The sequence below is a fragment of the Undibacterium sp. GW821-FHT11H02 genome (assembly GCF_058808015.1).
This window is the reverse complement of sequence record NZ_JBXARG010000009.1, coordinates 43408-56626: the sequence shown is the minus strand read 5'-3', so window position 1 is coordinate 56626 and position 13219 is coordinate 43408. Positions and strand designations below refer to the sequence as shown.

Annotated in this window: 11 protein-coding genes; 3 read left to right on the top strand and 8 right to left on the bottom strand. The window is 47.0% G+C overall.

All coding sequences use genetic code 11. The features are described 5' to 3' along the window. Positions 1-16: 16 nt before the first annotated feature. A complete protein-coding gene (locus tag AC1RR2_RS10950; RefSeq protein WP_493222289.1) occupies positions 17-745 on the top strand; it encodes a hypothetical protein in 729 nt (242 codons plus the stop codon). 63 nt (positions 746-808) lie between these two features. Here the strand turns inward: AC1RR2_RS10950 and AC1RR2_RS10945 are convergent, their stop codons facing one another. The 7 genes from AC1RR2_RS10945 to AC1RR2_RS10915 form a co-directional block, all read right to left on the bottom strand. Further along, positions 809-2590, bottom strand: coding sequence for a M14 family metallopeptidase (locus tag AC1RR2_RS10945; RefSeq protein ID WP_493222288.1), 1782 nt, complete (start codon positions 2588-2590; stop codon positions 809-811). Between the two features lies 1 nt (position 2591). Then, positions 2592-4355, bottom strand: coding sequence for a M14 family metallopeptidase (locus AC1RR2_RS10940; protein ID WP_493222287.1), 1764 nt, complete (start codon positions 4353-4355; stop codon positions 2592-2594). Positions 4356-4483: 128 nt separating this feature from the next. After that, on the bottom strand, positions 4484-6607 hold the full coding sequence (locus tag AC1RR2_RS10935) for an amidohydrolase family protein (RefSeq protein WP_493222286.1): 2124 nt from the start codon (positions 6605-6607) through the stop codon (positions 4484-4486). Between the two features lie 185 nt (positions 6608-6792). Further along, a complete protein-coding gene (locus AC1RR2_RS10930; protein WP_493222285.1) occupies positions 6793-7305 on the bottom strand; it encodes a TPM domain-containing protein in 513 nt (170 codons plus the stop codon). After that, positions 7305-8231 carry a TPM domain-containing protein gene (locus AC1RR2_RS10925; protein WP_493222284.1) on the bottom strand — a complete coding sequence of 309 codons (927 nt, stop codon included), beginning with the start codon at positions 8229-8231 and terminating at the stop codon, positions 7305-7307. Before AC1RR2_RS10925 ends, AC1RR2_RS10930 begins: the two co-directional genes overlap by 1 nt. Positions 8232-8239: 8 nt before the next feature. Then, on the bottom strand, positions 8240-8839 hold the full coding sequence (locus AC1RR2_RS10920) for a LemA family protein (RefSeq protein WP_493222283.1): 600 nt from the start codon (positions 8837-8839) through the stop codon (positions 8240-8242). Between the two features lie 75 nt (positions 8840-8914). Then, positions 8915-9370, bottom strand: coding sequence for a NanQ anomerase/TabA/YiaL family protein (locus AC1RR2_RS10915; RefSeq protein ID WP_493222282.1), 456 nt, complete (start codon positions 9368-9370; stop codon positions 8915-8917). 174 nt (positions 9371-9544) lie between these two features. Here AC1RR2_RS10915 and nhaD point away from each other — a divergent pair, with 174 nt between their 5' ends. Next, a complete protein-coding gene (gene nhaD / locus AC1RR2_RS10910; RefSeq protein WP_493222281.1) occupies positions 9545-10825 on the top strand; it encodes a sodium:proton antiporter NhaD in 1281 nt (426 codons plus the stop codon). A 4-nt stretch (positions 10826-10829) separates the two neighbouring features. Here the strand turns inward: nhaD and AC1RR2_RS10905 are convergent, their stop codons facing one another. After that, a complete protein-coding gene (locus AC1RR2_RS10905; protein WP_493222280.1) occupies positions 10830-11174 on the bottom strand; it encodes a DUF3579 domain-containing protein in 345 nt (114 codons plus the stop codon). Positions 11175-11648: 474 nt separating this feature from the next. On the opposite strand from AC1RR2_RS10905, the gene AC1RR2_RS10900 reads away from it, so the two are divergent. Next, the gene (locus AC1RR2_RS10900) at positions 11649-13103 is read left to right on the top strand and encodes a M20/M25/M40 family metallo-hydrolase (RefSeq protein WP_493222279.1); all 1455 of its coding nucleotides are present in this window, start codon (positions 11649-11651) and stop codon (positions 13101-13103) included. The last annotated feature ends 116 nt before the right edge of the window (positions 13104-13219 follow it).

The window sequence follows — 13219 nt, the reverse complement described above, 5'->3', positions numbered from 1 at the left end:
TTTTAAAAGGAAAAACATGTCACAAATCACAACTTTTTTTGCCGGTGCAACGACGATGGCAGCAGCCTTAGCTGCGGTGTTTGCTTTGACTGGTGCGAGAGAACCAGTCAAGCACGAACATTTCGATGAAATCACCGTTGGTCGTATCAATATCGTAGAACCTGATGGTACGAAGCGCATGGTGATTTCTAATCGTGCACAGTTTCCCGGAGATTTCATGCAAGGTAAGGAAGGTGCCCGCCCTGATCGTCGTAGCTTTGCAGGCATGATCTTTGTCAATGAAGAAGGAACAGAAAATGGTGGCTTCATTCAAAAGGGGAGTATTGGTGAAAATGGCAAAATCGATGCTGGTTTGTCCTTGACTTTTGATCGCTTCCGCCAGGATCAAGCTTTGCAGTTAATCAGTAACGACAGTGCAAATCATCAATCCACAGGAATACGCATTAACGATGTGCCTATGTATAAAACAACGTCATTGGATGACATGAAGAAATTCGCAGCCGAGGCAGAGAAATTATCTGCCGCTGAACAAGGCCCCTATTGGAAAAAATTGAGTGACGAGGGTCGTCTTTCAGAGAATAGAATTTTTCTCGGCAATACCAGAGACAAAGGTTCTGCGCTTAGCTTGAAAGATGCGAAGGGGCGCACTCGTATCATGCTCGTGGTGAGCGCTGCAGGGCAGGCTGAAATTCAGATGTTGGATGAGTTGGGTAAAGTAGTGAAGAGCATTACGCCGGGTAACTAAAAACGGTTTTGTAAAAAGAGTCACCATGAAACTTTCATGGTGGCTCTTTTATTTGGCACAGATTTATTTCAAGCTGACTTTTTGACTCAATTTGCCGCCTTTGATACTGTCGTAATCGACGACGATATCACCGCCATTACTCTCCACTAAAAAGAACAGTGTTGTGTTTCCAAAGCCGGGCACGCCATTGACCATCAAGCGTTCTGGTCTATGTTCTTGCAAATCAATTTGATTGGTGTAAGGATTGCGCACGATGCCACTGGAAATGACTTTGCCGTGATTGACCGTTGCCAGATCCACGCGATGTAATTTATTCGCGATGACAATGCTGCTGACACTAGGAATCGCACGCTCATTAATCAGGGGCAGCTCTACATGCCACAAATTGGAAGCTACTTTTTTGACGGTCGGTTCTAGGAAACGCAGCTTCGGTACATTCATTGCATTGAGTAGTACGAAGGCAGCATTCCGATGCGTTTCTTCTTCCAGCATCCAGCCTTCTGGCATGCGGCCCGTATCTTGACGCCAGCCGCCAATTTCTACCTTGCCGTATTGTGGATGATCAGCTTCTTTGAATGGAATGAATTGGCGACCAAAGGTCAGCATATCGTTCCATTTAACTTGATCGTAACCCTTAGGTCCGGTTGGTGCAGGACGCACCGGATCGCCGACTTTGGGTGCCGGATCAAATCGGATGATATTGTTATCGTCCATCACACGGCCAAATAATTCGGGCACAAATCCAAACGCACCAACCACACCGTAAAAGTGATCGGTAGTGCTGCCGTATGCGGTGTACAGATCACGCCAGGTAATCATGTAGCTATAGCCTGGCATCATTTTTTCACCTTCGCGACCGAGATAATCGAAGGTGCGATTATCTGCAGCGCTGACGGGTGTTTGTGTCGGCGAACCCGGACCACGCAAAATCATGCGGCCTGAATTGTGGAAACTGATGACGCTGGAGACTTCCAGATGATCGAGCGCCCAATTGGCGATACTGCGTGTTTCTGGAATCTGTAATGGGTAATCAGTGGCGCCATTTTGGATATAGCGCGGCGCCCAGTCATAGCCCCAAGTACGATTTGGATCGGCATAGCCGACACTGTCTTCACCCATTAAGCCATCACCATCTTGATCAACGCCTTCCTGACCGAGCAACAAATAGTCGCCGAGTTCACCGGGCTCTAGCGGAAGCAAAACACGTGGATCTTTTGGATCTAGTTTACGATTGCCCATGCCCATTTGGACTTTTTTACGCATGCTAGTGATCACACCGTCCTTGTTGATATCGACGGGACCATCTTCGTCAACTTTACCATCGCGGTCGTCATCAAACGGCCATGGTGAAGAGCGTGGATAACTTGCTGTGGCGGGTTCATCAAACCATTTGGCGCGACTATCAGGGCTGACACTAGGCACGAAATACAGCGTTGAGCGATCCACTGTTTCGGTAATCTTGTCGAGCTTGCCGTAATTTTTGAGGATGTAATCGATGGTGTAGAGAACCGTGTCGGCTGCTTGTGCTTCGTTGGCATGGATTGCACCATCGACATAAGTAGCCGGCTTGTCGCCAGCTTTGCCCGTCTTTTCATTATTGATGGTCAGCATCCACATATCGGTGCCGGCCGCGGTTTTTCCTAAACTTTTTACTGTGACCAGATTTGGATAGGCGGCGGCATAGGCCTTCATGTATTCCACAATTTCTTTATTGTGATGGACACGATTGAAGTGCGGTTGCGGCGCTTTGGCGGTATCGGCAAAACTAGGTGCTGCGAACAATGCACAAGCGAGACCTATCGCGCTGAGTTGAATATGTTTTTGGATTTTTATTGTCGTTTTCATCTCAGTTCGCCTTTCCTAATGTAATCGTCGTCAGAGCTTGTCCGGCTTGATTTGTCCACAGACCTACGGTCACCGTGCTGCCGCTCGCACCTTTCACTAACCATTCGCCTTTAATTGTGCTGGCAGGCTCTAAGCGCTCTGCGGTTGCGGCACGATTTAAAGTGAGTGCTGTGACGCCTTTGCCCAGACGCATTTCTAAGCGAACTGGGAGCTTGTTGCGCATTCTGGTCGCTAATTTACTGTGGGTGGGGAATTCGCCTTGCATGCCACCGATGACGGTGATTTGCCAGACGTCGTCGCCTTTGGCGATGGCCTTGGTTTCTAGTATTTCCAATTGCGCGAGTTTGTCGCCCCAGCTTAAGATTTGTTCGGTGTGGACTTTTAAGGCAGGTTCCAATACGTTGGCAGCTGGTGCATATTCGGCGTAAGGATCGATACCTCCCACTTCGACTTCAGTGCCATTGGGTAGTTTTACTTTTTTCCAGGCGATGATGGATTCTGGTGAGTTGGTGTTGAGGTAGCTGATCAGATCTTTTTCTGCATCGCCTGTTTTTGCGGCGGGATTGCCAGCACCAGGTCGCGCTGCGTTTCCGTTTGCGACAGACGCTGAATTAGCTTCAGGTGTTGGCGCTTTGGCTACCGGTGCGCCCCAGACATCTAATTCTATCGTTTGCACACCATAGTGGAAATACAGCCAGTTAGCCAGACTACCTTTGCCAGTTTGTTTGGCGCTGCGCTTGCTGTCTAATCCGGCTTGATCTAAGGATTTTTTGTAGGCTTCGCCTAAGTTGGCTAGCACTTTCAGATCATCGGCCTCAAGTTTGTTGGCTTCCGCAGCTGGTGTTGCGCCTGGTGGCGTAATGCGCTCAAAACCAGTGGGTACAGAGAGTAATTGATTGGCAGGACCGAACACGACCGCCATCGCGATATTTTTGTGTGAAAGCACCGCATCCATCGTCGCTTTCGCTTCAGGTGTCACACCAGGCCAGGCACCTGCACTGGTATCTGCCACCGGAAAGCCCGCTGGGAAATTACGATCCGGATGTGCACCACCGAAACCGTCTTCATTGTATACACCATCTTTGTCGTCGTCTTTACCTTCGATAAACACGCGATGGGTCCCACGTTCGCCTTTGCTGACATCGGCTTTAATCATGCGACGTGGATCTTTTGGATCGATAATCATATCGCCGCTAGGGTCTTTAATTCGCATCTGCGTAATGATGCCATTGCCATCGAGGTCGTCAGCGCCGTCTTCTGCGACTAAGCCATCAAGGTCGCGATCGAGTTTACCGTCGTTACCTGCACGTAATTGGCGCGGCGTCGCGAACAAACCATTGTGTGCGTCAGGATTTAAGATAGGCGCGACATAAATCGTTCGCTTGGACAATAGATCTTCAACTTTTTTCTCATTCGAATTGGCCAAAGTCTCGATCAGATGCATGGCTGCTTCGGAGCCAGCATTGTGAAATCCAGCGATATTGGCGCCAACAAATAAAGCAGGGCGCTTGTCTGCGTTGACTTTACCTGCTCCTGCAATTTGTACGAAATACAGCGCGCGGCCGCCAGCGCTTTTACCTACGGATTGCAGCTTAATACGCTCAGGATGTTTTTGCGCAAGGCTTTGTAATTGTTTTTCTATCGTCTCAAAGTTGCGATAGTCGGTGTTGGCGGCGAAGCTGGATAGGGATGTTGCTCCCACGAATAAACTTAAACTCAGCTGTAAACTTAGTTGTAATACGGTTCTTTTAAATGGTCTTACCATGTCACCCTCCATTGGAAATGTGGGCTTTTGACCGTTTTACTTGATCTTTAGTTCAAACATTAGACTTGCATTTCGGATTGTAAGTCGCTGACAGCTTGAACTAGGCTGCCAGCGTCTTGTTTTACCTTTTAGTCGTGACGCGCAGTACCAAAATAGCGCTGCATGGCACCTTCATTGATTCCGATAGCATTAGTTGCCGATACTGGTTTTAATGCTTTTAACTCAGGCTTACTATCGACAAAGGGTTTGATCCCCATGTTTTGGTGAATCTCGCTTGGATAGATCAAATAGCCGCGCGTGATGACCGCCGATACTTTGCGCACATCCTCGATATTTTTAGTTGGATCACCATCGACCAAAACCAAATCCGCGAGTTTGCCAACAGAGATCGAACCACGCTCGTTTTGGGTGCGGGTATAGATTGCGCCATTACGTGTTGCGACTTGTAAAGCCTGCGCGGGTGTCAATCCGGCTTTCACCAAAAACGCCAATTCAGAATGCAAGGTAAAACCTGCTAATTCATCGGTACCTGCGACGATAGGAACACCTGCTTTGTATAGGCGACCGACGAAATCGACCATTTTGGCGTAGGATTTTTCATAGCGTTTATGCGTGGCGTCATCGGCAATTTTCATCGTGCCAACCGAGAAGCCGCGGCGCACATCGGGTGGCATATGATCGGCGATAGTGGCGAAAGGCTCATTCATTGTGCCGTCTTGTTGACGCAAGAAAGAGAAGGTCGCAAGCGTAGGATCAATTGCAATTTGCTTGGCTTTCAAGCGGGCGATAAAGTCTTTCACAGGCTTTGAATCAAAGTCGAGTTCAGCCGTTTTTTCAGAGGGCAAAATGAAGCGATCCAAAGTACGAGTGTCGGTTTTGGGTGTCGCTAAAAAATTCAACATGACTTGATTGATATGTTGAATCTCGTCATAACCCGCATCCAGCGCTTCAAACGCGCGCAAACCAACGGGGATGTGACCCGAAACGCGCATGCCACGTGAGTGGGCGTAAGCAACCGTGTCTTTCAAAATTTCTTTTGGAAAGGAGTTGTAAATCTTTAATTGCGGATAGCCATGCTGCGCATACCAATCAATCGCGTTCTTGGCTTCAGCCAAATTTTTTATCACAAAACCATTATTGGCCGAGAACGGACTTTCGCCTTCTAAAAACCCCGAAGGTACGACTTGTGGTCCTAGCAAATCGCCTTTATTGACTTCATCTAAAATCAATTGCATTTGCGCATTGTCATTGCCCATATCGCGCACGCTGGTGACACCGGCAGCGATATTTAAACCGCCGTCCCAACGTCCAACGTGACCGTGCATATCAAATAAACCTGGTAACAAAATACGACCTGCTGCATCGATTTCGGATGTCGCACCTCGCACTGGCGAACCAGCTGGCAAGATTGCGGTGATCCGACCACGCAATACATAGACATCGGATGCCGCACCGACTTTGGCTTTTTCACTGTCAAAAATACGAGCGTTGCGAATGACGGTTAAACCAGATAGGGGATGCTGTAATTTTTTCGCCCAGTCAACTAAGACCTTGCTTTCGGCGGCTTTCTGGAAATTGGCCATAGCCTCGCCATTCGCTTGCCAGCCTTCTTCTATCGCTTTCATGTAGCCAGGAATGACCACCGCAAATAGGCGGGGATTGTCGCCCGTTGTTGCCCAAGCGAAGCTAGGTGAAAGGCCTATGCCAGTTTGTGCTATCAATTGTACGGTTTGTTTTTTGTCGCCATTGACGACTTCCAGCTCACCGATTTTGCTTTGCGAAAGCGTACCCGATGGAAGTAATTGTAAATGTTTGTTGGTAGCGTTTGCCAAAGCTGCAATTGAGATTGATCCAATGGCGAAAGAGCTATTGAGTGGGATGTACAAAGCTGAGCCATTGACGGTTTTACTGCCTTTTTCGGATGTCGATTTCCATTCTGCCTGATCACCTATCCGTTTATAGCTTTCGTTGATAACCGCGCCAAAAGTCGAGCTACCTGTCACTTTATATTCGCTGAGCAAACCATCTGCGCCTAAACGAAATTCTTCGTTCAGCTCGGGGCCGCGACCATTGTCTTTGAATATGAACTTAACTTTGTGTAAGCCGCTATCGTCGCGTTGCACCACTTGCTCGCCGGCTTGTTTGCCGTTTTCGACAAAGATCAAGTACTTAGTAGTTTGGGTGTCAGCGAAGGCGCTGGCTGCGTACAGTGCCAGCAGGCTGGACGCCAGAATCGTTTTGGCTAATTTCATGGACATGCTCCAAATTGAATGAACTGAGTATTTTAGTAGTTGATACAAAAAATGCCCGGCTACTGTAGCACGGGCATTCCGACAAGAATATTTGCTTTAGGATAAAACAGCGTTTGATGTGGATAAAATGCGAATTTGGCGGATTGCTGTAGATTAGTGAATTGATCTGCCCCGATCGCTGAACTTCAAGGAATGAAGATTAATTCATTGTTTAATTCATTTGGATTATTCGTTTCTCCGTCAATTGGATAATGTAGCCTTAACAATGTGCCGAATTCAGTAATGGCCTTACTCAAGGCTTCGACCACCTGATCTGCCCCGAGTTGATTGTGTAACTGCTGACAAATCTTATTCCATTCCGTCTGTTCAACCAGTTTCGCAATACCTCTATCTGCAACGATCTCTATCTTTCTTTCAGCGAGTAAGAGATACAGCAAAATACCAGAATTCTCTTCGGTATCCCAAACGCGTAGATCAGCGAAGTAAGTGATGGCGCGTTGACGTGGCGATATGCCAGCCAATACGACGCTGACAGGTAATTGACTTTCCACCACAACACGAATTTCACCACGATGCCCAAGCTCCGCCGCCGCGATCTTGCTACTGAGCAGCTGCTTGTTCTCTGCACTAAAGTGCTGGCGATAAGGATTGCGGCGTAAGTGGGAACCTAAGTTTTGCCATAGTCGATTTTTCATCATTACCAATCTCCCGAAGCGCCGCCGCCGCCAAAATCGCCACCACCGCCGCTGAAGCCATCATTGCTGCTATGACTGCCACCACCGTGTCCACCGCCAAAGCCACCGATCGCACCACTTTGTAAAACTGCACCGGCAATATCCCAAAAGAAACGACTGGCTAACAGGCTATACAGCACTACCATCAGCAAACCTGCGAGCAAAGCCATGACCAGTGGAGTACCTGCAAACATCGCTGCGGCAGCACTGCCAGCAGCTAAGCCCCCGCGACCTAACCACGGGCCCAGGACTTTACTAAGTATCAAACCCGCGAGCAACAGCACTAACCAAACTAGTGGATGCAGGCCGAAGATATTCAGATCATCGGCATAGTTCGCGCTATGACCTTTGCTAGGCGCTGGCGCTGGCAGTGCCTCACCTGCTATGACGGCACTGATTTTGTCTATGCCAGCGTCGATACCAGCATAGAAGTCATTGGTCTTGAAGGCAGGTCGTACAAATTCACGAATGATTCTGGCGCTACTGACGTCGGTCAAGGCACCTTCTAAGCCTCTTCCGACTTCTATGCGTACCCTTTTATCATTTTTTGCAATCAAAAATAAGACGCCATCTGCTGTGCCTTTGCGCCCCAATTTCCACTCGTCGACTACGCGTATAGAAAACTGTTCTATGCCTTCTTCACCTGTCGTCGGTATCATTAAAACCGCGATTTGACTGCCTTTGGTTTTTTCCAAGGATTCTAATTTCTGGGCCAGTGTCTCGACTTGTTGCGCGCTCAGGGTTTGCGTTAGATCGGTTACCCGTTTAGACAGTTTGGGAACAGGAATTTGTTCTGCGCTGGCATCACTACTTCCGAATATGAAACCGAGCGGAAGCAGTAGTGCCAGTGAGGCCAGAAGCACAAAACAGAATTTCTTATATGACTTCACAGTCAACATTATTTCTTACCAAAGTCGACTTTAGGTGCATTAGAAATTGCTTTTTCGTTCTCTACCGTAAAGCTAGGTTTGACTTCCATACCGAACATTTTTGCCGTCAAATTGCTAGGGAAAGAACGTACCGTCACGTTGTAAGTTTTTACTTCTTGAATATAGCGATTACGTGCCACTGTGATGCGGTTTTCTGTCCCCTCTAATTGCGCCGATAAGTCGCGGAAATTATCATTCGCTTTTAAGGCAGGATAGTTTTCAGAAATCACCATCAAACGTGATAAAGCGGAAGTCATACCTGCTTGCGCTTCTTGGAATTTTTTCAGCGCCTCTGGGTCTTTTGCTAATTCAGGTGTCATCTGTATGCTACCAACTTTGGCGCGCGCTTCTGTCACACCTAATAAAACGTCTTTCTCGTGATCGGCATAGCCCTTGACGACATTGACTAAATTGGGGACCAGATCAGAACGACGTTGATACTGGTTTAAAACTTCAGACCAAGAGGCTTTTACGGTTTCGTCCTGTGCTTGCAAAGTGTTGTAACCGCAGCCACTCAAACCTGTCACCAAACTAGTTGCTAATACAGCTGTCAAAATAAAGCGTTTCATAGAAATCACTCCAAAAAAATAAGAAAAGTAAAGAACCCGCGCAGCATACTCTATACGATGTTAAAAAATCTTCGGTTATTTGGCTAAAATTTTGATCACCACTTTTTTTATCTGCATGGCTTGCGTTACCGCACGACAGGGACGATGCAATTCTCCTGGAAAAAAGACCGCGTACATACCCGGCGTCAGCACGATACGTGTTTCATGTGTTTGCTGCGCGACAAAGGCGATGTCGCGTTCTGTGAGCCTGTCATCATGCGGTACCAGATCAGGATTGGCCGGCAGGTAGCCTAAAGCTTCTTCACCACTGAGCAGACATTGCACATCGATGTGGCGCGCATGAAATTCAGGAAAACCTGTTTCCCAAGCTTGGGTTATAGGATCTTGTACTAAAGCGAACATACCTTCCCCATCGATAGGATATTTGCCCGGCTCACGCAGGAGATAGTTATGGTCGCGTAAATGTTGCAATGCCGTTTCTATGTTGGCTGCGAGTGGGCTTGAGGTGTGGTGTAAGTGACCTAGGATCATGATTAAGAGCCTGAAAAATAGGATGACTTGATTATCGCAGAGTTTGCTTTCTTTCATTCTCAATTTTGCTCGCCCAGAGCCAGATTCTGGATCGAGTAAAAAAAGCAGCGTTTTTTGAGCGGTTATTGAGCGTTTATTGTAAAGTGTCTGCCTATTGTTACTAATCTCGCCATCATGCTGAATGTCCTCATTATAATTTTTGTGCTTACTTACGCTGCCATCGCTTTTGAACACCCTCTAAAAGTGAATAAATCGGCGTCGGCCTTAATTGGTGCTGGTTTGTTATGGACTATTTATGCACTGAGCAGTGCCGATTCAAGCCTGGTCTCGCTGCAATTGAGTGAGTCACTAACGAGTACCGCGCAGATCGTTTTTTTCTTGATGGGGGCTATGACGATCGTGGAAGTGGTGGATGCGCACAATGGCTTTGAAGTTATTACTTCGCGTATTAAAACCACGCGCCTATCAAACCTAGTGTGGCTGGTAGGCTTCGTCACTTTTTTTCTGAGTGCCATACTCGACAATTTGACTACGACGATCGTGATGATTTCTTTGATGAAGAAATTACTCGATACCCGCGAAGATCGCTTGTATTTCGCAGGCGTAATTGTGATCGCAGCGAATGCGGGCGGTGCCTGGACACCCATCGGTGATGTGACTACCACCATGTTGTGGATAGGCGGACAGATCAGCGCTGTAGAAATCATGAAAGGTTTGTTTATTCCTAGTTTGATTAATTTGCTCGTGCCACTGTTCGTCACTAGTTTGGTGTTGGGCACGCGTCCAGTGATCACACCTTCGCATATGGAGACAAATCAATTAGTGACAAGCGGATTTGAACGCAATGTCATGTTCTGCTTGGGACTGGCCATTCTGGTGTGTGTACCCGCTTTCAAAACCTGGACGCATTTGCCACCGTTTATGGGTATCTTGTTCGGTTTGGGTATTTTGTGGATGGTCGGTGATTTGATGCATAAAGAAAAGCAAGATGTGCAGAGAGAGTCTTTAACTCTGGTCAGGGCGCTCACTCGTATTGATATGAGCTCCATCATCTTTTTTGTCGGTATTTTGTTATCGGTGGCGATACTGGAACACACCCATGTGTTGAAGTCTTTGGCATTGTGGTTGGATCACACGGTAGGGCGGCAAGATGTAATTGTGATGCTAATCGGTTTGGCTAGTGCGGTAGTTGATAATGTACCTTTGGTAGCCGCATCAATGGGTATGTACAGTCTGGCGCAATTTCCTATGGATAGTTTTTTGTGGGAATTTATGGCGTATTGTGCAGGTACAGGCGGTTCGATCTTGGTGATAGGATCGGCTGCAGGTGTGGCAGCGATGGGTTTGGAAAAAATTGATTTTCTATGGTATCTGCGCAAAATTAGCTGGCTAGCATTGATTGGCTATTTCGCTGGGGCTTTCGCCTATATAGCGCAATATGCATTATTGCATTGATGATTTATTTAGCAGGGACGCTTGCTGGCGGTTCTGGTAGTAAGCAGGCGTCAATAATTTGCAAATCATTGTCTTTCGCGAAGCTCATAACAAAATGAAAGGCGAGTGGTTCGATTTCTCTTAATGCTTCATTGACCACCACTGAACGTACGCCATTTAATAAAATAGGGCGTACATAGGGCGAGTACTGCAAATGTGCATTGCGCCCACCTTCTGGACGAAAACAAGACATCGCGCCGCATAGCCGTTCCGCCCAATCACTAGGTCGGAATTGTTTGCCATCGCTAGTGAGGCCTTGGATAAAGAACTCACTTATTGGCTTCGAGGGTTTGTTGGTTGTATCGGTCATGTAGTCCGCACACTAAAACTGCGTCAATGCTGTGTTGTCAATTGCTTGAAATGTAAGTGATCAATACGTGATCAAAAAGAGCTAGAAGCGGCGATATTTGATGCTTCCAAACTTTTCATATTTTACCCTACACAAGTATTATATCTTATAGAAGACTTGAACTAAAAAGCGAAATGAAAAATTTCTTTAATGCAATGAAGCTAAGTATAGTCTAAATTTCTATGGAGTAAAGTTTGTCTTGCAATCTATTTCTGTTCTTAAAATATCTTTTAAATTCAATGGTTTATAGTTAATTTTCTGGTCTCATTGAATTGCGTATCGGCTGAAGTAACTAACAAGCGTTTTTTTATGCCGCCCACTTTGCAACAGATCAAAAAAAGAAAATCACTGAACTTTTCTGTCAAGGCAAGGTCATTCACTAAATCCATCGCCATAGTTCATAGCATCACAAAAAAAACATAAAAAAGGGAAAACATGTCTATTCATCAACGTTTCAAAACTGCATTCAAGCAAGTTGTCATTGGGGTCATGGTCAGCAGTGCTTTTTTTCAGGCTGTTTCTGCCGCTGACAAACAAAATGCTATTCAATTATTTACAGAAAAAGAGTTGCAAACCGCGACCTGGATACGTGATGCGGCGCGTGGCGATAATCTGAGTTACAAAATTCTTGAATCATTAACGACGGAAGTCGGTCCGCGTATGGCCGGGACTCCAGGCGATGCACGAGCTGTGGCGTGGGCTGAAGCAAAATTTAAAGAACTGGGCTTTGATAAAGTATGGAAAGAGCCTGTAACTTATCCTAGTTGGACACGTGGCGTAGAAAAAGCTGAAATTGTTGCGCCATTTCCGCAGCCGCTTTTAATCACCGCGCTTGGGAATAGTGTCGCTACGCCAGCCAATGGATTGACGGCGGAGTTGGTTGAATTTGCCAATTTGAAGGAAATGATGGCTGCACCTACGGAAAAAGTGCAGGGGAAAATTGTTTTCATCAATCATAGAATGCAAAATTCCAATGAATATGGACTGGTCGTGCCTGGGCGTTCGGCGGGCGCTTCAGAAGCAGCGCGTAAAGGTGCCGTAGCGATTGTGATCCGTTCCGTAGGTACCGATAAGCATCGATTCCCACATACCGGCGTGATGCAGTATGCACCAGGCGTGGCGCAGATTCCGGCGGCGGCAATGTCAAATTCCGATGCCGATATGGTGGCACGCATGATGAAGCGCGGTAAGCCAGTATCCTTGAAGCTGGAATTAGGTTCAGCCGCTGCCGCAAGCTATACGTCTTACAATGTCATCGGTGAGATGACGGGTACTGAATTGCCGAACGAATATGTCTTGATTGGTGGCCATTTGGACTCTTGGGATTTGGGCACAGGCGCAATTGACGATGGCGCTGGATGTGCGATTACGATGGCCGCCGCCGAATTTATTAAACGCAATGGTTTGAAACCAAAACGTAGCATACGCGTGGTTTTATTTGCTAATGAAGAACAGGGTTTGTTCGGCGGTAAAGCCTATTTGGCGGCGCATCAAAATCAGATTGCACAAATTCAAGCCGCTGCCGAAGCTGATTTGGGGCAAGGTCCTGTGATAAAAATGGCCTCGTTTGTGCGTAGTGAGGCATTGCCATTGGTGAAGCAAATGCACAGCGTTTTAGCACCTTTAGGCATAGAAGCTGGCGATAATAATGCGTTTCCTGGTCCAGATATGGGGGATTTACGCATGGCGGGTGCGGCAAGTTTTGGTTTGTCTTTAAAGGCGGATGACTATTTCGATTTGCATCATACGCCAGACGATACCTTTGACAAGATTGAACCAGCGAGAATTAATCAGGCAGCGACTAGTTATGCGGTGTTTGCCTGGATGGCCGCGCAGGCACCGATCAGTTTCGGTTCCGGTGCTGAGCTGTTGAAAACGATCAAAAAATGAGTCATTCGGATTGCTACACCAAGTTGGTGAGCGCAAGAAGCTAAGCCCATTTCAACTATCAACACAGTATCAAGGTATTTTGAGCAGTGAGGGAAAATGGCGTAAATGTCGAAGTT

What these genes read in the sequence shown, in the direction of transcription:
- AC1RR2_RS10950 (WP_493222289.1), top strand. Translation starts at nt 17, where the DNA reads ATGTCACAAATCACAACTTTTTTTGCCGGTGCAACGACGATGGCAGCA.
- AC1RR2_RS10945 (WP_493222288.1), bottom strand. Translation starts at nt 2,590, where the DNA reads ATGAAAACGACAATAAAAATCCAAAAACATATTCAACTCAGCGCGATA.
- AC1RR2_RS10940 (WP_493222287.1), bottom strand. Translation starts at nt 4,355, where the DNA reads ATGGTAAGACCATTTAAAAGAACCGTATTACAACTAAGTTTACAGCTG.
- AC1RR2_RS10935 (WP_493222286.1), bottom strand. Translation starts at nt 6,607, where the DNA reads ATGAAATTAGCCAAAACGATTCTGGCGTCCAGCCTGCTGGCACTGTAC.
- AC1RR2_RS10930 (WP_493222285.1), bottom strand. Translation starts at nt 7,305, where the DNA reads ATGATGAAAAATCGACTATGGCAAAACTTAGGTTCCCACTTACGCCGC.
- AC1RR2_RS10920 (WP_493222283.1), bottom strand. Translation starts at nt 8,839, where the DNA reads ATGAAACGCTTTATTTTGACAGCTGTATTAGCAACTAGTTTGGTGACA.
- AC1RR2_RS10915 (WP_493222282.1), bottom strand. Translation starts at nt 9,370, where the DNA reads ATGATCCTAGGTCACTTACACCACACCTCAAGCCCACTCGCAGCCAAC.
- nhaD (WP_493222281.1), top strand. Translation starts at nt 9,545, where the DNA reads ATGCTGAATGTCCTCATTATAATTTTTGTGCTTACTTACGCTGCCATC.
- AC1RR2_RS10905 (WP_493222280.1), bottom strand. Translation starts at nt 11,174, where the DNA reads ATGACCGATACAACCAACAAACCCTCGAAGCCAATAAGTGAGTTCTTT.
- AC1RR2_RS10900 (WP_493222279.1), top strand. Translation starts at nt 11,649, where the DNA reads ATGTCTATTCATCAACGTTTCAAAACTGCATTCAAGCAAGTTGTCATT.